Consider the following 19,107-nt stretch of genomic DNA (forward strand, 5'->3'; position numbering starts at 1 on the left):
CGGGCACGCGAAGGGGCCCGGAGCTGTCGCTCCGGGCCCCTTCGGTACGTCGTACGGGTGATTACCGCCGGTGCTGCGAGTCCGCGACGGTGACCTCGACGCGCTGGAACTCCTTCAGCTCGCTGTAGCCCGTCGTGGCCATGGCGCGGCGCAGGGCGCCGAAGAAGTTCATCGAGCCGTCCGGGGTGTGGGACGGGCCGGTGAGGACCTCCTCGATGGTGCCGACGGTGCCGAGGTCGACCTTCTTGCCCCGCGGCAGCTCCTCGTTGACGGCCTCCATGCCCCAGTGGTTGCCCTTGCCCGGCGCGTCGGTCGCGCGGGCCAGCGGCGAGCCCATCATCACGGAGTCGGCGCCGCAGGCGATGGCCTTGGGCAGGTCGCCGGACCAGCCGACACCGCCGTCGGCGATGACGTGCACGTACCGGCCGCCGGACTCGTCCATGTAGTCGCGGCGGGCCGCGGCCACGTCGGCGACGGCCGTGGCCATCGGGACCTGGATGCCCAGTACGTTGCGCGTGGTGTGCGCGGCGCCGCCGCCGAAGCCGACGAGGACACCCGCGGCGCCGGTGCGCATCAGGTGCAGGGCCGCGGTGTACGTGGCGCAGCCGCCGACGATCACCGGGACGTCCAGCTCGTAGATGAACTGCTTCAGGTTCAGCGGCTCGTGCGAGCCGGAGACGTGCTCGGCCGAGACCGTGGTGCCGCGGATGACGAAGATGTCGACGCCCGCGTCCACGACCGCCTTGGAGAACTGCGCGGTGCGCTGCGGGGAGAGCGCGGCGGCGGTGACCACACCGGAGTCGCGCACCTCCTTGATCCGCTGCCCGATCAGCTCCTCCTTGATGGGGGCGGCGTAGATCTCCTGGAGACGCCGGGTCGCGGTGTCCGCGTCCAGCTCGGCGATCTCGTCGAGGAGCGGCTGCGGGTCCTCGTACCGCGTCCACAGGCCCTCGAGGTTCAGCACGCCGAGGCCGCCCAGCTCGCCGATGCGGATGGCGGTGGCCGGGGAGACGACCGAGTCCATGGGAGCGGCCAGGAACGGCAGCTCGAAGCGGTAGGCGTCGATCTGCCAGGCGATCGAGACCTCCTTCGGGTCCCGCGTACGGCGGCTGGGGACGACGGCGATGTCGTCGAAGGCGTACGCCCGGCGGCCGCGCTTGCCGCGCCCGATCTCGATCTCAGTCACGTCTGTGGCCTTTCCCTGATGCGTTGCAGCGCCTTCCAGTATCCCCGATGTCCTCTGCGGACACGGCGCGAGGGCGGTCCCGGAACGCGTCCGGGACCGCCCTCGGAAGGCGTGGTGCCTACTTGCGGCTGTAGTTCGGCGCCTCGACCGTCATCTGGATGTCGTGGGGGTGGCTCTCCTTGAGGCCGGCGGAGGTGATCCGCACGAACCGGCCGTTGTCCTGGAGCTCGGGCACGGTGCGGCCGCCGACGTAGAACATCGACTGGCGCAGTCCGCCGACCAGCTGGTGGACGACCGAGGAGAGCGGGCCGCGGTAGGCCACCTGGCCCTCGATACCCTCGGGGACGAGCTGCTCGTCGGAGGCGACGCCCTCCTGGAAGTAGCGGTCCTTGGAGAACGACTTGCGGTCGCCGCGGGACTGCATGGCACCCAGTGAGCCCATGCCGCGGTACGACTTGAACTGCTTGCCGTTGATGAACAGCAGCTCGCCCGGCGACTCCTCGCAGCCCGCGAGCAGCGAGCCCAGCATCACCGTGTCGGCGCCCGCGACCAGGGCCTTGGCGATGTCGCCGGAGTACTGGAGGCCGCCGTCGCCGATGACCGGGACGCCGGCCTCCTTGGCGGCGAGCGACGCCTCGTAGATGGCCGTGACCTGCGGGACGCCGATGCCGGCGACGACGCGGGTGGTGCAGATGGAGCCGGGTCCGACGCCGACCTTGATGCCGTCCACGCCGGCGTCGATGAGCGCCTTGGCCCCGTCGCGGGTGGCGATGTTGCCGCCGATGACGTCCACGCCGGTCGAGTTCGACTTGATCTTGGCGACCATGTCGCCGACCAGGCGGGAGTGGCCGTGCGCGGTGTCGACGACGATGAAGTCGACACCCGCCTCGATCAGCGCCTGGGCGCGCTCGAAGGCGTCCCCGGCGACGCCGACGGCGGCGCCGACCAGCAGGCGGCCCTTGCCGTCCTTGGCCGCGTTCGGGTACTGCTCGGCCTTGACGAAGTCCTTGACCGTGATCAGGCCCTTGAGCACGCCGTTGTCGTCGACCAGCGGCAGCTTCTCGATCTTGTGGCGGCGCAGCAGCTCCATGGCGTCCACGCCGGAGATGCCGACCTTGCCGGTGACCAGCGGCATCGGCGTCATGACCTCGCGCACGCCGCGGGAGCGGTCGGTCTCGAAGGCCATGTCACGGTTGGTGACGATGCCGAGCAGCCTGCCGGCGCCGTCGGTGACCGGGACGCCGCTGATGCGGAACTTGGCGCACAGCGCGTCGGCCTCGGCGAGGGTGGCGTCCGGGTGGATGGTGATCGGGTTGGCCACCATGCCCGACTCGGAGCGCTTGACCAGGTCGACCTGGTTGGCCTGGTCCTCGATGGACAGGTTGCGGTGCAGCACGCCGACGCCGCCCTGGCGGGCCATCGCGATCGCCATGCGCGACTCGGTGACCTTGTCCATGGCCGCGGACAGCAGCGGGATGTTGACCCGCACGTTCTTGGAGACGTACGAGGCGGTGTCGATCTCGTCGGGTGCCATGTCCGACGGGCCCGGCAGCAGCAGCACGTCGTCGTAGGTCAGCCCGAGTGTCGCGAATTTCTCGGGCACTCCGTCGACGTTGGCAGTCATGACACCTTCCCCAAATGGCCTTGATCGGTGCGGATGTCCATGCTAACGGGAAGTGGACGTGGCTCATTCCACGATCAAGGGAGCCTGCGACGTTCGTGCTTTTGTACGAAGCAGCCGCTTCGTCCGTTCACGCGGTGAACTACTGCTCCGCCAGCGCCCGCAGGCGGCTCAGCGCCCGGTGCTGGGCGACGCGGACGGCCCCGGGTGACATTCCCAACATCTGCCCGGTCTCCTCGGCCGTGAGCCCCACGGCGATGCGCAGCAGGAGCAGCTCCCGCTGGTTCTCGGGCAGGTTGGCCAGCAGTTTCTTGGCCCAGGCGGCGTCGCTGCTGAGCAGCGCCCGCTCCTCCGGGCCGAGCGAGTCGTCCGGCCGCTCGGGCATCTCGTCGGACGGGACCGCCGTCGAGCCGGGGTGCCGCATCGCGGCGCGCTGGAGGTCGGCGACCTTGTGGGCGGCGATGGCGAACACGAAGGCCTCGAAGGGGCGGCCGGTGTCCTTGTAGCGCGGCAGTGCGAGGAGCACCGCGACGCAGACCTCCTGGGCGAGGTCCTCGACGAAGTGCCGGGCGTCGCCGGGCAGCCGGGAGAGCCGGGTCCGGCAGTAGCGCAGCGCCAGGGGGTGGACATGGGCGAGCAGGTCGTGCGTGGCCTGCTCGTCCCCGTCGACGGCGCGGTGTACGAGCCCACCGACCGTCCCTTGGTCGGGGGCCGCCTCGTCGTCACGCATCGGTCCATGGTGCCTTGCGGCCGTTGGCTCCGTGGCTCCGTGCCCATGGTTGTGCACCGAAGCGTTATGAGCAGGTGCGCCGGAACTCATCCCCTGCGCCCTCCCCTTCCGCTCGACCGACTCGTCCCCGAGGAACTCCACACCTCAAGGATGCGTCATCCGCGGCGAAACGAGCAGCGGGCACCCGGCGGGTCGGCTTGTCACCCCCGCCCACCTCGCGGTAAGCGGGGAACCGGGCACCCCCGTCGGGCCCTGTGGGCCTGCACCACACGGGGGTTTCCTATCGGACGAGGCCCCACCGGAAGCCGAGCGCCACCGCGTGTGCCCGGTCCGAGGCGCCGAGCTTCTTGAAGAGCCGCCGGGCGTGCGTCTTGACGGTGTCCTCGGAGAGGAACAGCTCGCGTCCGATCTCCGCGTTGGAGCGGCCGTGGCTCATGCCCTCCAGGACCTGGATCTCGCGCGCGGTGAGCGTGGGCGCGGCGCCCATCTCGGCCGACCGCAGCCGGCGCGGCGCCAGCCGCCAGGTCGGGTCGGCGAGGGCCTGCGTCACGGTGGCGCGCAGTTCGGCGCGCGAGGCGTCCTTGTGCAGATACCCGCGGGCACCGGCAGCGACCGCGAGGGCGACGCCGTCCAGGTCCTCGGCGACGGTGAGCATGATGATGCGCGCACCGGGGTCGGCGGACAGCAGCCGGCGGACGGTCTCGACGCCGCCCAGGCCGGGCATGCGCACGTCCATCAGGATCAGGTCCGAGCGGTCGGCGCCCCAGCGGCGGAGGACTTCCTCGCCGTTGGCGGCCGTCGTCACGCGCTCGACGCCGGGCACGGTCGCGACCGCGCGGCGGAGCGCCTCTCGGGCAAGCGGGGAGTCGTCGCAGACGAGGACGGAAGTCATGGCCGTCCTCCGCAGCTGATGCGCGTCACGTTGAGCCTCCAGGCTGGTACGAAATGTCACCTGTGCGGTCGACCGTCCCGGACGCCCGCCCGAGCACCTGTTCCTTCAACCGCCTCCGCACTCTCAACGACGGTCACTCGAAAGAGTTACGGGGCTGTGTGTCGTCTTCGGCACTCTACGTGAGGGGGCGTTCACGGTGCAGACATGCGCGACCGACCCACCCCCTTTCATCACAAGCGGTGCCCCATTTAGACGCTTTTCTTCCACTTCGCTGGTGTCTGCGGCTAGATTCGCAATGGGTCATATTTTCATCTCCTTAGATCGTAGTTGTACGGTCGTGGACACCGGATCCACCCAGATCGGCTACAAGGGGTCACGCAATGGCAGATTTCTCCCGCCTTCCCGGACCGAACGCGGACCTGTGGGACTGGCAGCTCCTGGCTGCGTGCCGCGGGGTGGACAGCTCGCTCTTCTTCCATCCGGAGGGCGAGCGCGGTGCGGCCCGGAGCGCTCGTGAGAACTCGGCCAAGGAGGTCTGCATGAGGTGCCCGGTCCGCGCGGAGTGCGCGGCGCACGCACTGGCGGTGCGCGAGCCGTACGGCGTGTGGGGCGGACTGACCGAGGACGAGCGCGAGGAACTGATGGGCCGGGCGCGCAACCGCCTGGTGACGGCATCCGCACCGGCGTCGGCGCCGGTGGGCGAGGACGCCGCCGCACATCACTGAAGGAACGTTTTTCCCACTAAGACGCCGACAACCGACGGGGCACGGGCACGCACGCGCGTGCCCTATCTTTTCGGCTCTTTCGGCTGGTGCCGCGACGTCCGGCGGCGGACCGCTCAGTGACCGGCGGACTGCCCGGCGGCGGCGCGGGCCAGCTCGTCCAGCGTCGCCCTCACCGCGGGCACCTGGGCGAGGTCGGGCAGCGTGAGCGCGACGATCTCCCGCCGCACCTCCGGCTCCAGCGCCACCACGCGCGCGCCCCGGGGCCGTACGGACTCGACGGCGAGCTGGGGCAGGACGGCCACCCCGAGCCCGGCCCCGACCAGGCCGACCACCGCGGGATAGTCGTCGGTCGCGAAGTCGATGCGGGGGGTGAAGCCGGCGCCCTCGCAGACCTCCACCAGCTGCCCGCGGCAGCGCGGGCAGCCCGCGATCCACGGCTCACGGGCCAGCTCCCCGATGGCCACGCTGCCGTCGCCCCCGGTCCGCGCGAGCCGGTGCCGCTCGGGCACGAGGGCCACGAGGCGGTCGGTCAGCAGCGGCCGTACGACCAGGTCGTCCCACTCCCCGACGCCCGCCGCGCCCTCGTAGCGGAAGGCGAGCGCCACGTCGCAGTCGCCCTCGCGCAGCAGCTCCACGGACTTCGGGGGCTCGGCCTCCTCCAGGAAGACCCGGGTACCGGGGTGGGCGGCGCGCAGGGCGGCCAGCGCGGTGGGGACGAGGGTGGAGCTGCCGCTCGGGAAGGAGACGAGCCGGACCCGCCCGGCCCGCAGCCCGGCGATGGCGGCGACCTCCTCCTCGGCCGCGGTCAGCCCGGCCAGGATCCCGGCGGCGTGCCGCACCAGTGCCTCCCCGGCCTGGGTCAGGCGCATCTCGCGGCCGGTGCGCACGAGCAGGGGGGTGCCGACGGAGGCCTCCAGGGCCTTCATCTGCTGGCTGACGGCGGGCTGGGTGCAGCCCAGCTCCCGCCCCGCGGCGGAGAAGGAACCGGTGGATGCCACGGCGCGCAGGACGCGGAGATGACGGGCCTCGATCACACCGCCGAGGATAAGCGACCCTTTGGCCGAACGCCGAATATCGCGCCGCGGCTTTGAACCGGCCTGTCATACCGTTCGACCATGAAGCTACTGTCAGTCAACCTGGGCCGCGCGACGGCCGTGCCGTACACCAGCCAGCCCGACGGGGTCACCGGCATCGACAAGCGGCCGGCCGACGGGCCCGTCCGGGTGACGGCGCCCGGGCCGGAGGGGACCGGCGGGAGCGGACTGGCCGGGGACGCGGTGTGCGAGACCCGCCACCACGGCGGCCCCGACCAGGCCGTGTACGCCATGGCGCGCGAGGACATGGACGACTGGGAGCGCGAGCTGGGCCGCCCGCTGCGCCACGGGGTGTTCGGCGAGAACCTGACGACGACGGGCGTGGACGTCTCCGGCGCGCTGATCGGCGAGCGCTGGCGGGTGGGCCCGGACCTGCTCCTGGAGGTCACCAGCGGCCGGATCCCCTGCCGGACCTTCCAGGGCCATCTGGGTGAGGAGCGGTGGATGAAGCGCTTCACGGCCAAGGGTGCGCCGGGCGCCTATCTGCGGGTGCTCGAGCCGGGCGAGATCCGGGCCGGCGACCCGGTGGAGATCGTGCACCGGCCCGGCCACGGGGTGACGGTGGCGCTCCAGTTCCGGGCGGTGACGACGGAGCGCGCGCTGTTGCCCCGGCTCCTCGCCGCCGGCGACGCCCTGCATCCCAGGGCCGCGGCAGCGGCGCGGAAGTACCTGGCGGACCAGGGAGCCTGACCCGGCCTCACCAGGCCTGCCTTCACCGGTCCTTCACGAGCCGCAGTCCTGGTGAGCGAAGCGGACGTGCCCGGTCCGGACCCATAACCTTGCGGCATGACAACGGCATTGATTACGGGATCGACGGCGGGCATCGGCGCCGCTTTCGCGCGGCGGCTGGCCGCCGACGGGCACGACCTGGTGCTGGTGGCCCGCGACACCGACCGGCTGCGCGACCAGGCGACCGAACTGCACGACCGGCACGGCATCGAGGCCGAGGTGCTGACGGCCGACCTGGCGACGGACACGGGCATCGAGGCGGTGGCAGCCCGGCTGGAGGACCGCAGGAACCCCGTCGACCTGCTGATCAACAACGCCGGTTTCGGCAACAAGGGCCGTTTCCTGGAAGTCTCCATGGCCGACGAGCTGACGATGCTCAAGGTGCACTGCGAGGCGGTGCTGCGGCTGACCGCGGCGGCGACGCAGGCGATGCGGGCGCGGGGCCGGGGCGGCGTCGTCAACGTGGCCTCGGTCGCGGCCTTCGTCCCGCGCGGCACCTACGGCGCGTCGAAGGCCTGGGTCGTGCAGTTCACGCAGGGCGTGGCGAAGGACCTGGCCGGCAGCGGCGTACGCCTGATGGCGCTGTGCCCCGGTTTCGTGCGGACCGAGTTCCACGAACGGGCCGGCATGGGCACCGACAACATCCCGAACTGGATGTGGCTGGACGCCGACAAACTCGTCGCGGCGGCCCTCGCCGACCTGTCCCGCGGCAAGTCCGTGTCGATCCCCGACCCGCGCTACAAGGCCCTGATGGGCGCGGCGAAGCTGGTGCCGCGGGGGGTGCTGGGCGGGATCTCGTCCCGGACGGGCAGGAAGTACGGGCCGCAGTAGGGGGCCATCACCCGAACGTGTGGTCCATCCCGGTCCGTTTCCCGGCGGTGTGCCGGTACGACATAGCGTCGGAGGGCTACGCCCGCGGCGTGCGGGTGGTCGCGGGTCGGCCAGGGGAAGGGTGGCATCGGGTGAGTGCGGGCACGGGTGACCAGGGGGATCTGTTCGTCGACGACGCCGGCGGGACGCGGGCGGGCGGGGCGACGGGGAGCGGTGTGCGGCGGTCGGCCGCTGCCGGGGTGCAGCCGGGACCGGTGGGCGGGAGCGCGGCCGTACTGTTCTCCGACCGGGCCTCCTCCCCCGTTCCCGCGCCCTCCGCCGCCCCCTCCGCGGCTGCTCGGCCCGCCCCGCTGCCCGGCCCCCGGAGCGCCGCGCCCCCGCGCGCGTCGTCCCCGCGCGCGTCGTCCCGGCGTGTGAAGGAGCGGCGTGTGAAGGAGCGGCGGGTGAAGGTCGGGCAGCGGATCGTGCCGGACGATCTTCAGCCGGAGGCGCTGCGGACGGAGCTGACCGAGCTCGGGGACGCGTTCCGTGCGTACCAGCGGCGCCCCGAGCCGGACCTCGCCGTCCTCGCGGGACTCCACGACCGCAAGGCCCGCGCCTTCGCCGTGTGGGCCGCCGTCACCGGCGACGCCTCCCTGCGCGAGGAGGCGGAACGGGCGGAGACGGCCGCGCGGACCACCCGCGAGATGGAGCGGAACCGCCGTGGCATCGCGGTGGGCGAGGCCGGGCCCGTGGTGGCGCGGTTGCTGACGCGCGGTCAGGGCGCGCATGCCCGTCGCGTGCTGGAGCACGTCCGTACCCACGCCCCGCTCCCCGGGGCCGAGGCACGGCTCGCGGTGCTCATGCTCACCCTGCGGGCCGCGCGCGCCGGCACCGGGAACATCACCGGGCAGGATCTCGCCGGCTGGCTGGGGGGCGATGCCGAGCGGGTGCTCCAGGAGCTGGCCGACGACGGCTGGCTGCGGCTGCCGCAGGACGTCACCGCCGAAGACGCGCTGACGTCCCGGCCCGAGGATCCCACCCGGGTCACGGTCCCCACGCTGCTGCCCACGGCGCCGCGTTCGTTCTTCTTCGGCAAGGTCACCCGGGCGAGGCTGTCGGGGTGGGCGCAGAAGGTGACGGGCGACCGGAAGCTGCGGAAGAAGAAGGCCGGGGCCGCCACACGGCTCCTCGCCGTGTACACCGCCGCCCACAGCCGTCCCGACGGGCGACTCGGGGACGGCGAGGAGGACGGTCTCGGGCTGGACGCGGTCGCCTCGTTCTGCGGCCTGCGGTCCGAGGACGTGTGCGGGCACGCCGAGTTGCTCGTCACGGCCGACTGGCTCGCGGAGGCCGACACCTCCGGCGGAAGGCTGCGGGGCCACCTCGCCGAGCGCGCACTGCCGCTGAGCGGACTGCTGTGACAGCCCGACAGGGAAGCGCCCCGTAAGAGGGGTGCGGGGAACTGCGCGACCAACCACGACGGCACCGCACCCGGCACGAGACCCGACGGGACGGGCGCCGCCCCCGCCGGAGAAGCAGCGGTGCCCGGCCCCCCGCAGGGGACCGGGCACCGTTCAGCTCAGCTCAGCTCAGTGGGCGTGGCCGTGGCTGTGGCCCGCGGCGGCCGGCTCTTCCTCTTCCTTCTTCTCGACGACCAGGGTCTCGGTCGTCAGCAGGAGGGAGGCGATGGACGCGGCGTTCTCCAGGGCGGAGCGGGTGACCTTGACCGGGTCGATGACGCCGGCCTTGACCAGGTCGCCGTACTCGCCGGTCGCGGCGTTGTAGCCGTTGCCCTTCTCGAGCTCCGCCACCTTGGAGACGATGACGTAGCCCTCGAGGCCGGCGTTCTCGGCGATCCAGCGCAGCGGCTCGACGGCGGCCTTGCGGACGACCGACACACCGGTGGCCTCGTCGCCGGTCTTGTCGAGGTTGCCCTCGAGGACCTTGACGGCGTGGACCAGGGCGGAGCCACCACCGGAGACGATGCCCTCCTCGACCGCGGCGCGGGTCGCGGAGATGGCGTCCTCCAGACGGTGCTTGCGCTCCTTCAGCTCCACCTCGGTGGCGGCGCCGACCTTGATCACGCACACGCCGCCGGCCAGCTTCGCGAGGCGCTCCTGGAGCTTCTCGCGGTCCCAGTCGGAGTCCGTGTTCTCGATCTCGGCCTTGATCTGGGCGATGCGGCCCTCGACCTCGTCGCGCTTGCCGGCACCGTCGACGATCGTGGTGTCGTCCTTGGTGACGGTGACGCGGCGGGCGGTGCCGAGCACGTCCAGGCCGACCTGGTCGAGCTTGAGGCCGACCTCCTCGGAGATGACGGTGGCGCCGGTGAGGACGGCCATGTCCTGCAGCATCGCCTTGCGGCGGTCACCGAAGCCGGGGGCCTTGACGGCCACCGCGTTGAAGGTGCCGCGGATCTTGTTGACGACGAGGGTGGAGAGCGCCTCGCCCTCGAGGTCCTCGGCGATGATCAGCAGCGGCTTGGAGGCACCGGCCTGGATGACCTTCTCCAGCAGCGGCAGCAGGTCCGCGATGGAGGAGATCTTGCCCTGGTTGATGAGGATGTAGGGGTCCTCGAGGACGGCCTCCATGCGCTCCTGGTCCGTCACGAAGTACGGCGACAGGTAGCCCTTGTCGAAGGCCATGCCCTCGGTGAAGTCCAGCTCCAGACCGAAGGTGTTGGACTCCTCGACGGTGATGACACCGTCCTTGCCGACCTTGTCCATGGCCTCGGCGATGAGCTCGCCGACCTGCTGGTCCTGGGCGGACAGCGCGGCCACGGCGGCGATGTCGGACTTCTCGTCGATCGGGCGGGCCGTGGCGAGGAGGTCGTCGGAGACGGCCTTGACGGCCGCGTCGATGCCCTTCTTCAGCAGCGCCGGGGAGGCACCGGCGGCGACGTTCTTCAGGCCCTCGCGGACCAGGGCCTGGGCCAGGACGGTGGCGGTGGTGGTGCCGTCACCCGCGATGTCGTTGGTCTTGGTCGCCACCTCCTTCACCAGCTGGGCACCGAGGTTCTCGTACGGGTCCTCGATCTCGACCTCGCGGGCGATCGTGACACCGTCGTTGGTGATGGTGGGGGCGCCGAACTTCTTGTCGATGACGACGTTGCGGCCCTTGGGGCCGATCGTCACCTTCACCGTGTCGGCGAGCTTGTTGACGCCGCGCTCGAGGGCGCGACGGGCGTCCTCGTCGAACTTCAGGATCTTCGCCATGGGAGCGTGAGCCCTCTTCCGGAAATCTTGGGGTTATACGGCACTGCGCCCCCGACGCCCGGCTTTTTATGGTCGCGGGAGCCAGGGGCGCAGCTGTGAAGCAAGGTGCTTCGGGTGAACTACTTCTCGACGATCGCGAGGACGTCGCGAGCCGAGAGGACGAGGTACTCCTCGCCGTTGTACTTCACCTCGGTGCCGCCGTACTTGCTGTAGAGCACGACGTCGCCGACGGTGACGTCGAGCGGAAGACGGTTGCCGTCCTCGAAGCGGCCCGGGCCCACGGCCAGGACGACGCCCTCCTGGGGCTTCTCCTTGGCGGTGTCCGGAATGACCAGGCCCGAAGCCGTGGTCTGCTCGGCGTCGAGCGGCTGGACCACGATGCGGTCCTCGAGCGGCTTGATGGCAACCTTGGAGCTGGCGGTCGTCACGATCCGACCTCCCCCTTCGGAGATCTCACGGGGTTAACTGTCTGAGGTGGCGACCAGGTCGATCCGTCGTCGCGGGTGCCGGACCTGCCCGTCGCTTTGTTGGCACTCTCCAGGGGGGAGTGCCAGAGCCGAGACTATGACCGCGATTAGCACTCGGTCAAGCGGAGTGCCAATGCCTGCGGCGCGTCGGGGGACTTTCTTGGGTGAGCGCCGGGTTTTCGGCGCACCCGGGTGGGTGTGGGCCGTGCTGGGAGCTGCCGCCCCCCAGGCCCCCGCTTCGGCCTGGACGGCCTCGTCCTCGAACGCCGGACGGGCTGAAAAGCCTCACCCAGCCGGACGGGCTGAAACAGCTCACCCCACGTGGTCCTCCAAGCGGCCCACCCGCAGGTTCCGCTTCTCCAGTTGCCGCAGCAGTTCCTCCGTGTGGTCCGGGGCCGTGACCGAGATGATGTCGCCGGGGCGCAGCTCGGGCGCGCCGCGGGTACAGGTCAGGGTGCCGTCGGCGGTCAGTTCGGCGCGCCACAGGACGACGGCCGTGACGCCGCAGTCGGCGGCGGCGCGCAGGGTCGTCGGGTCGTAGCGGCCGAAGGGCGGGCGGAACAGGCGTGGGCGGACACCGAAGCGGGCGTGGAGCTTGGTCTGCTGGCCGCAGATCTCGGCGCGCTGGCCGGCGTAGGGCAGGCCGCGCAGGGAGCGGTGGTCGAGGGTGTGGTTCTGCAGGCTCGCGCCGACCGAGCGCAGCCGGGCGAAGTGGCCGTACGCCGGTCCGGCCACGGTGTCGGTGAGGAACAGGGTGACCGGGAGCCGTCGTTCGCCGAGCAGGGCGGTGAGGCGGGGGTCCCGGCCGGCGCCGTCGTCGTAGGTGAGGAAGACGACCCGGTCCGTGGTACGGACGTGGTCCAGGACGGGTGGCGGTGCGTGCTCCTGTCCGCCCGCGCGGGCCGGTTTCCCCGTCGTGGGGTGGCCGGACGGGCCGGCGAACTGGGCGCAGCCGGTGAGCAGTACGGCGGCCAGGGCGGCCCCGGCCGGCCGGAACCGCCCCCGCGTCACAGGTAGTCCTCCAGCCGGGCCACCGCGTACCCCTGGGCGGTGATCCGGTTCAGGAAGCGGCGGACCATGTCCGTCATCGTGCCGTCCCAGTCGTTCCGGCCCCGGAAGTGGGTGAGGACGATGTCGCCCGGGTGGATGTCCCGGTCCCACTCGCGGTACTCCCAGTGGTCGACGTAGACCTCCTCGTTCCAGATCGGCGCGTACTCGATGCCGCAGGACTTGGCGGCGCGCAGGGTGTCCTGGTTGTAGTTGCCGAAGGGCGGGCGGAAGAGGGTGGGGCGCTTTCCGTAGCGCTTCTCCATGACGTCCTGCATGCCGCAGATCTCGTGCTTCTGCTGCTCGTAGGTCAGGCCCGGGAGGTAGGGGTGGGTCAGGGTGTGGTTGTTGAGGGTGACGCCGCGGGCCTGCATCTTCTCGAAGTACCCGTAGTCGTCCTTGATCTCGTCGTCGGTGAGGAACACCGTGTACGGGATGCTCAGCTCGCTCATCATCCGCAGGAACGCCGGGTCCTTCTCGGCGCCGTCGTCGATGGTGAGGAAGACGATCTTCTCCTCGGTGGGGACCGTGGTGAAGACCGGCGGGAGGTCCTCCTGTCCGTCCACCTCGAAGCCCTCCCGCGCCGTGATCTCCGGCTTCTTCTCCGGGGGCGGCGGGGCGGCCAGCGGGACCTCCTCGAGGTTCCAGCGCCGGGCGGCGGCGACCCGGGCGGCCTGTGCCGCGCGCAGCTTGGACGCGTGGCTGTCGAGCGCGTGGGCCGGGGGCGCCTTCGCGGGCTGCTGGCCGGGGGCGCCCCGCACGCCGGACGGGCCCTGTGCGCAGGCGGAGGCGAGGGCGGCGACGAGGAGCACGGCGAGGCCGCCGCGCACCCGGGTCCCCGGAGAGGCACCGGAAGCCACCCGGGACACCCCGCATGCCCGGCTTTTATCATTTTGTACGACTACTCGCATGGTGCCGGATCCTCGCAGCCCCGGGCCTCCCGCCCGGCTCCGACACCGCGCCGGAGGCACACCATCCACCGACTGGCCCACAATGGGCCGGTGAACGACCTCGACGCCCTCCAGTCCCTGCTCACCCCCGAAGGCCGCGCCCTGCTCGACGAGGTCCGCGACACCGACCCCGCGCGGGAGTTGGCCGTGGCGACCCGGCTGCGCCGCGACCACCCGGCCGGGCTGGTGTCGGCGGCGCTCGGGCAGGCGCGGCTGCGGCAGCGGGCGGTGGCGAAGTTCGGGGCCGGGGACGCCGGGCGGATGTTCTTCACGCCGAACGGGGTCGAGCAGTCGACCCGGGCGAGCGTGGCGGCGTACCGGGCAGGACGCTTCCAGGAGCTGGGCGTCACCTGCGTCGCCGACCTGTGCTGCGGGATCGGCGGCGACGCGGTCGCGCTGGCCCGCGCGGGCATCCGGGTCCTGGCCGTCGACCGCGACCCGGCCACGGCGGCCGCGGCCCGGGCGAACGCCGAGGCGCTGGGGCTCGGCGAGCTGATCGAGGTCCGCGAGGCCGACGTCACGGAGGTGGACACGGCCGGGTACGACGCCGTGTTCGTGGACCCGGCGCGGCGTGGCGGACGGGGCCGGATCTTCGATCCCGAGGCGTACTCGCCGCCACTGTCCTGGGCGGTTCAGGCCGCCCGTACGGCGTCCCGTGCCGCCGCACTGAAGGTGGCGCCCGGCATCCCGCACGAGGCGGTGCCACAGGACGCCGAGGCCGAGTGGATCTCCGACGGCGGGGACGTGAAGGAGGCGGTGCTGTGGTTCGGCACCGCGCCGGGGGCGGTCCGGGCGACGCTGCTGCCGGGCCCCCGCACGCTGCTCGGGACCGGCCTGCCCGACCCGGAGGTCCGCACGCCCGGCCGGTACCTGTACGAGCCGGACGGTGCCGTCATCCGGGCCCATCTGGTCGCCGAGGTCGCCGAACAGGTCGGCGGCGGGCTGCTCGACGCGACCATCGCCTACGTCACCGCGGACGAGCTGCTGCCGACGCCGTACGCCACGGCGTACGAGATCACCGACCGGATGCCCTTCAACGTCAAGAAGCTCAAGGCGCTGCTGCGGGAGCGCCGGGTCGGCAATCTGACGGTGAAGAAGCGCGGCTCGGCGGTCGAGCCGGAGGAGCTGCGCAAGAAGGTCAAGCCCGAGGGTCCGAACGCCGCCACGGTGTTCATGACCCGGGTCGCGGGGGCGCCGACGATGCTGATCGGGCATCCGGTGCGTGCGGCCTCCGGCGGATCGGGCCGCGCGACGTGAACGGCGTCTGACCGGCGCGGGTGTGCGGGGGCGGGGTGTCCCCGTGCGGCGTCGTCGGGACCTCGTGCGCCCCGCGTCCTGGGCGGGGCCGCCGGGCCACGGCGGTCTCAGCCGCACTCCTCCGCGCGGCGCGCGAGCAGTTCGCGTTCCCGTTCGTTGCGGGCCAGGGACGCGGCCCGTTCGAACTCCGCGCGGGCCTCGGCCGTGCGGCCCAGGCGCAGCAGGAGGTCGCCGCGGACGCTGGGCAGCAGGTGGTAGCCGCGCAGGGCCGGTTCGGCGGCGAGGGCGTCGACGAGGGCGAGCGCCGGGGCCGGGCCCTCGGCCATCGACACGGCGACCGCGCGGTTGAGTTCGACCACCGGCGACGGGGCGCGGGCCGCGAGCAGGCCGTACAGCGTGGCGATGCGCGGCCAGTCCGTCTCCTCGTAGGTGTAGGCGAGGGCGTGGCACGCGGCGATGGCGGCCTGGAGCGCGTACGGGCCCGGGGCACCGGCGGTGTGGGCGTTCGCCCGGTCGAGGGCGGTGATGCCGCGGGCGATGAGCATGCGGTTCCAGCGGCGCCGGTCCTGGTCCTTGAGCAGGACGGGGGCACCGTCGGGACCCGTGCGGGCGGCCGTGCGGGACGCCTGGAACTCGAGCAGCGCGGTCAGCCCGTGCACCTCGGGCTCCTTCGGCATCAGGGCGGACAGCACGCGGGCCAGGCGCAGCGCGTCCTCGCACAGGCCGGGCCGCAGCCAGTCGTCGCCGGCGGTGGCCGCGTAGCCCTCGTTGAAGATCAGGTAGATGACCTCCAGGACCGAGCCGAGCCGGGCCGCCCGGTCAGGCCCGTACGGCACCTCGAAGGCGATGTTCCGGGTCGCCAGCGTCCGTTTGGCGCGCACGATGCGCTGTGCGACCGTCGGCTCCGGCGCCAGGACGGCGCGGGCGATCTCGGCGGTGGTCAGGCCGCCCAGCAGGCGCAGGGTCAGGGCGATGCGGGCCTCGGCGGACAGCACCGGGTGGCAGGCCGTGAAGACGAGCCGCAGCAGGTCGTCGTCGATGCCGTCCGGGTCGGCGGGCTCCTCGGGCGGTGCGGTGACGGGCAGGTCCCGGCCGATCTCGGCCAGCTTGCGGGCGTAGGTCTCCCGGCGCCGGACCAGGTCGACGGCGCGGCGCCGGGCGGTGGTCGTCAGCCAGGCGCCCGGCTTGTCGGGCACCCCGTCGCGGGGCCACTGCTCCAGGGCCGCGACCAGCGCGTCCTGTGCGATCTCCTCGGCGATGCCGACGTCCCGGACGACACGGGTGACGCCGGCGATCACGCGGGGGTACTCCAGCCGGAAGACGGTCTCGATCGCCTCCGTGGCCCGGTCACGGGCGGCGGCGTCGTACGGGGCGGCGGGGGGCTGTGACGTCACAGCCCCCATGCAACACCCTCGCGTACGCGGGACAAAGCGGAAGTCAGCCCTCCATGATCTCCCGCACCTCGCAGGTGACCGTCCAGTGCTCCTCGTGGACCTTCAGGAAGCGCTTGGTCCACTCGATCGCCTCGGCCATGTCCTTGGCCTGCATCAGCGCGTAGCCGCCGATGACCTCCTTGGTCTCGGTGAAGGGGCCGTCGGTGACGGAGAGCTGTCCGCCCTCGTAGTGGACGCGGGTGCCCTGGGCGGTGGGGGTCAGCCCCGCGGTGTCCAGCAGGACGCCGGCCTTCGTCATCTCCTCCATCAGCTCCCCCATGCGCTGCATCAGTTCGGGGCTGGGGCCCTCGGCGGGGGCGTTGTTCTCGTCGATGCGGACGAGCGACAGGTAGCGGGGCATGGTGACTCCTCGGATCGGTGACGGGGACCGGGGTCGCTCCCGGCCTCTCACCCGTACGTCGAACGGGCCGGCGGCGGATCGACACGTCACCGGACTTTTTTTCCAGGATTCCCGTCAGGGCCGGTCAGCGCAGTGATTCCCACAGGTTCCGGGCGTCCGGTTCCCGGGCCACCACCCGGTTGGTGTCCCACGGGGCCGGTACGACGGGCATCGTCACCGTCCGTACGGCGTCCGCCGACAGGCCCTGGAGGCTGCGGCCCAGGTTCGTCAGCTCCCCCAGCGAGTCCAGCCCGGTGTCGGTGGTGAGGCTGCCGGTGACCGCGTCGGCGACCCGGTACAGCCGGGCCGGGTCGGTGAGCAGACCGGCGTCGGAGATCTGCGTCAGGAGAGCCTTCACCAGCTTCTGCTGGAGTCCTATCCGGGCGAGGTCGCTGCCGCCGGCCAGTCCGTAGCGGGTGCGGGCCAGCCCGAGGGCCTGGGTGCCGTCGAGGTGGTGGGTGCCGGCGTCCAGGTGGAGGTGGCTCTTGTCGTCGTCGATGTCCACGTCGGTGGTGACGGTGACGCCGCCGAGCGCGTCGACCAGCCCGGCGAAGCCCGAGAAGTCGATCTCGAGGTAGTGGTCCATGCGGACGCCGGTCATCGACTCGACGGTCTTGACCGCGCAGACCGGCCCGCCCAGGGCGTACGCGGTGTTGAACATCGCGCCCTCGGCCTCCCGGGTCGTGCCGCCGGACGGCAGCGGGCAGGACGGGCGGGTGACGAGCGTGTCGCGCGGGATGCTGACGACGGTGGCGGAGGTCCGGCCGGCGTCGAGATGGACGACCATCGCCGTGTCGGAGCGGGCGCCCTCGCTGTCGCCGCCGCCCAGCCCCTGGTTCTCCTCGCCGCCGCGCGAGTCCGAACCGAGGACCAGGAGGTTCAGCGCGCCGCTGGGCAAGGGCGCTCCGGAGGGGGAGGCGGAGGGTGCGGTGAGGGGCCGGGCGGGGCGGTCGTCGCCGAGCGCGCCGTCGATGTCGACGCTGTCGATGTTGCCGCTCAGATGCCAGTACGCCCAGCCGGCCGCACCGAGGCCCAGCAGCAGCGCCGCCGCCAGGACCAGACCGGCGGTCCTCAGCACCGCCGTACGCCCGTTCCGCTCCGCCCGCGCAGCCATGCGCCCGCCCCCGCCCGTCCCGCTCGCGTCCCCACCCGAGTGCCCCACCGGGAGGAACATAAGTCCGAATTACGGGGAGCGGGTAGGCGCGGGCGGCATTCTGCGGAAATTCTCAGACTTCTCGCCATGGGGTGGGAACGCCATGTCGAAAGCGCCCTCGAAACTTTCGCACCGCCGTCGGCGAGCCCGCCCCACGCTCTCAGTCGGACACCGGCGGCGCCGCCGTGCTGCTGCGCACCTCCAGGCTGGTGGCAAGCTCCACCCGGGTGGCCGCGGCCGGGCCGTCGTCGCGGCCGAGGTCCAGCACCAGGCGGGCCGCGGCCTCGGCCATCTCCGTCAGCGGCTGCCGTACGGTCGTCAGCGGCGGCCCCACCCAGCGCGCCACCGGCAGGTCGTCGAACCCGACCACGCTGAGGTCCTGCGGGATCCGCAGCCCCAGTTCGCGCGCGGCCTCGTACAGCCCGAGCGCCTGGAGGTCGTTGCCGGCGAACACCGCGGTCGGCCGGTCGGGCCGGCGCAGCAGCTCCAGCCCCTGCCGGTAGCCGGCCTCGTGGTGGAAGTCGCCGGTCACGATCAGCTCGGGGTCGACCGGCAGCCCGGCCGTCTCCAGGGCGGCCCGGTAGCCGTCGACGCGGGCGCGGCTGCACATCATCCGGGTGGGTCCGCTGATCGCGCCGATCCGGATGTGCCCCAGGTCGATCAGGTGACGGGTGGCGGCGAGTCCGCCCTGCCAGTTGGTGGCGCCGATGGACGGCACGTCTGCGCCCGGGTCGCCGGCCGGGTCCATGACGACGAACGGGATGGAACGGCTGGTCAGCAGGGCCCGCTGGGAGTCGTCGAGGCCGGACAGCACGAGGATCACCCCGTGCGGGCGGCGGGCGGCGACCTGGTCGGCCCAGGTCCTGCCGGGCGTGAGGCGGCCCGCGCTCTCGGAGAGGACGACGCTGAGCCCCGCGTCCCGCGCCACGTTCTCCACACCCCGGATGACCTCCATCGCCCAGGCGCTCTCCAACTCGTGGAAGACCAGGTCGATCAGGGGCGATCGGGTCGCCTCGGCCCGCCGGCGCCGGTAGCCGTGGGCGCGCAGCAGCTCCTCCACCCGGGCCCGGGTGGCGGGGGCGACGTCGGCGCGGCCGTTGAGGACCTTCGAAACAGTCGGTGCCGACACACCGGCCTCGCGGGCGATCTCGGCGAGGGTCGCGGTCTGCGCGGACCGCCTTCGCGACCGGGTTTCAGCGGGCTGCGGGGATGTCATGGCGGCGATCGTATCCCCGCTGCCCCTCTTGACGAAGACTCCGGCTGGCCATAGGTTTCCGGAACATTCGCTTGATACTTCGAAACATTCGCGACGCCGCATCACCGGAACCGTCCGTGAAAGAAGCTCGAGAGCAAGCGCGAGAGCGCGAAAGAGCGTGAAGAAGCGTTCGTGAGAGG

General features: G+C 72.3%; 18 protein-coding genes. 5 read left to right on the forward strand and 13 right to left on the reverse strand.

What is annotated here, in order from left to right; all coding sequences use genetic code 11:
- Positions 1 to 61: 61 nt before the first annotated feature.
- The 4 genes from AB0E77_RS01800 to AB0E77_RS01815 form a co-directional block, all read right to left on the reverse strand.
- Positions 62 to 1,186, reverse strand: a complete 1,125-nt coding sequence (locus AB0E77_RS01800; RefSeq protein WP_318214081.1) for a GuaB3 family IMP dehydrogenase-related protein — start codon at positions 1,184 to 1,186, stop codon at positions 62 to 64.
- Positions 1,187 to 1,304: 118 nt separating this feature from the next.
- Positions 1,305 to 2,810, reverse strand: a complete 1,506-nt coding sequence (gene guaB / locus AB0E77_RS01805) for an IMP dehydrogenase (RefSeq protein WP_361564090.1) — start codon at positions 2,808 to 2,810, stop codon at positions 1,305 to 1,307.
- Positions 2,811 to 2,949: 139 nt separating this feature from the next.
- Entirely contained in the window at positions 2,950 to 3,537 is a 588-nt protein-coding gene (locus AB0E77_RS01810; RefSeq protein WP_225638701.1) for a sigma-70 family RNA polymerase sigma factor, read from the reverse strand.
- 280 nt (positions 3,538 to 3,817) lie between these two features.
- The gene (locus AB0E77_RS01815) at positions 3,818 to 4,429 is read right to left on the reverse strand and encodes a response regulator transcription factor (protein WP_003948568.1); all 612 of its coding nucleotides are present in this window, start codon (positions 4,427 to 4,429) and stop codon (positions 3,818 to 3,820) included.
- A gap of 380 nt (positions 4,430 to 4,809) precedes the next feature.
- Between AB0E77_RS01815 and AB0E77_RS01820 the strand changes: the two genes are divergently transcribed.
- Positions 4,810 to 5,154: a WhiB family transcriptional regulator gene (locus AB0E77_RS01820; RefSeq protein WP_361564093.1), complete on the forward strand. Its 345-nt coding sequence runs from the start codon at positions 4,810 to 4,812 to the stop codon at positions 5,152 to 5,154.
- Positions 5,155 to 5,267: 113 nt separating this feature from the next.
- Here AB0E77_RS01820 and AB0E77_RS01825 read toward each other — a convergent pair whose 3' ends face one another.
- Positions 5,268 to 6,188 carry a LysR family transcriptional regulator gene (locus AB0E77_RS01825; RefSeq protein ID WP_361564096.1) on the reverse strand — a complete coding sequence of 307 codons (921 nt, stop codon included), beginning with the start codon at positions 6,186 to 6,188 and terminating at the stop codon, positions 5,268 to 5,270.
- Between the two features lie 81 nt (positions 6,189 to 6,269).
- Between AB0E77_RS01825 and AB0E77_RS01830 the strand changes: the two genes are divergently transcribed.
- From AB0E77_RS01830 to AB0E77_RS01840, 3 genes are all read left to right on the forward strand, one after another.
- Positions 6,270 to 6,938 (forward strand): MOSC domain-containing protein, encoded by a 669-nt coding sequence (locus AB0E77_RS01830; RefSeq protein WP_361564098.1) that lies wholly within the window; start codon positions 6,270 to 6,272, stop codon positions 6,936 to 6,938.
- 96 nt (positions 6,939 to 7,034) lie between these two features.
- Complete coding sequence (locus AB0E77_RS01835; RefSeq protein ID WP_361564100.1) at positions 7,035 to 7,808, forward strand: SDR family oxidoreductase; 774 nt, start codon at positions 7,035 to 7,037, stop codon at positions 7,806 to 7,808.
- A 428-nt stretch (positions 7,809 to 8,236) separates the two neighbouring features.
- Positions 8,237 to 9,211, forward strand: coding sequence for a hypothetical protein (locus AB0E77_RS01840; RefSeq protein ID WP_361564103.1), 975 nt, complete (start codon positions 8,237 to 8,239; stop codon positions 9,209 to 9,211).
- Between the two features lie 168 nt (positions 9,212 to 9,379).
- On the opposite strand, the gene groL is transcribed toward AB0E77_RS01840, so the two are convergent.
- The 4 genes from groL to AB0E77_RS01860 all read right to left on the reverse strand — a co-directional run bounded on the left by groL (position 9,380) and on the right by AB0E77_RS01860 (position 13,430).
- Positions 9,380 to 11,005, reverse strand: coding sequence for a chaperonin GroEL (groL, locus tag AB0E77_RS01845; RefSeq protein WP_361564104.1), 1,626 nt, complete (start codon positions 11,003 to 11,005; stop codon positions 9,380 to 9,382).
- A gap of 119 nt (positions 11,006 to 11,124) precedes the next feature.
- A complete protein-coding gene (gene groES, locus AB0E77_RS01850) occupies positions 11,125 to 11,433 on the reverse strand; it encodes a co-chaperone GroES (RefSeq protein WP_010986397.1) in 309 nt (102 codons plus the stop codon).
- 351 nt (positions 11,434 to 11,784) lie between these two features.
- Entirely contained in the window at positions 11,785 to 12,483 is a 699-nt protein-coding gene (locus tag AB0E77_RS01855) for a polysaccharide deacetylase family protein (RefSeq protein ID WP_361564107.1), read from the reverse strand.
- Entirely contained in the window at positions 12,480 to 13,430 is a 951-nt protein-coding gene (locus AB0E77_RS01860; protein ID WP_361564109.1) for a polysaccharide deacetylase family protein, read from the reverse strand. Before AB0E77_RS01860 ends, AB0E77_RS01855 begins: the two co-directional genes overlap by 4 nt.
- 90 nt (positions 13,431 to 13,520) lie before the next feature.
- Between AB0E77_RS01860 and AB0E77_RS01865 the strand changes: the two genes are divergently transcribed.
- Positions 13,521 to 14,726, forward strand: a complete 1,206-nt coding sequence (locus AB0E77_RS01865; RefSeq protein WP_361564110.1) for a class I SAM-dependent methyltransferase — start codon at positions 13,521 to 13,523, stop codon at positions 14,724 to 14,726.
- Positions 14,727 to 14,833: 107 nt separating this feature from the next.
- On the opposite strand, the gene AB0E77_RS01870 is transcribed toward AB0E77_RS01865, so the two are convergent.
- The 4 genes from AB0E77_RS01870 to AB0E77_RS01885 all read right to left on the reverse strand — a co-directional run bounded on the left by AB0E77_RS01870 (position 14,834) and on the right by AB0E77_RS01885 (position 18,928).
- The gene (locus tag AB0E77_RS01870; RefSeq protein ID WP_361564112.1) at positions 14,834 to 16,129 is read right to left on the reverse strand and encodes an RNA polymerase sigma factor; all 1,296 of its coding nucleotides are present in this window, start codon (positions 16,127 to 16,129) and stop codon (positions 14,834 to 14,836) included.
- Between the two features lie 34 nt (positions 16,130 to 16,163).
- Positions 16,164 to 16,520 carry a YciI family protein gene (locus AB0E77_RS01875; protein ID WP_361564115.1) on the reverse strand — a complete coding sequence of 119 codons (357 nt, stop codon included), beginning with the start codon at positions 16,518 to 16,520 and terminating at the stop codon, positions 16,164 to 16,166.
- Between the two features lie 124 nt (positions 16,521 to 16,644).
- Complete coding sequence (locus AB0E77_RS01880; RefSeq protein ID WP_361564118.1) at positions 16,645 to 17,673, reverse strand: LCP family protein; 1,029 nt, start codon at positions 17,671 to 17,673, stop codon at positions 16,645 to 16,647.
- 199 nt (positions 17,674 to 17,872) lie between these two features.
- Positions 17,873 to 18,928: a LacI family DNA-binding transcriptional regulator gene (locus AB0E77_RS01885; RefSeq protein ID WP_361564121.1), complete on the reverse strand. Its 1,056-nt coding sequence runs from the start codon at positions 18,926 to 18,928 to the stop codon at positions 17,873 to 17,875.
- Positions 18,929 to 19,107 lie beyond the last annotated feature (179 nt).

The sequence above is a fragment of the Streptomyces sp. NPDC032940 genome, assembly GCF_040636935.1.
GTDB lineage: Bacteria > Actinomycetota > Actinomycetes > Streptomycetales > Streptomycetaceae > Streptomyces.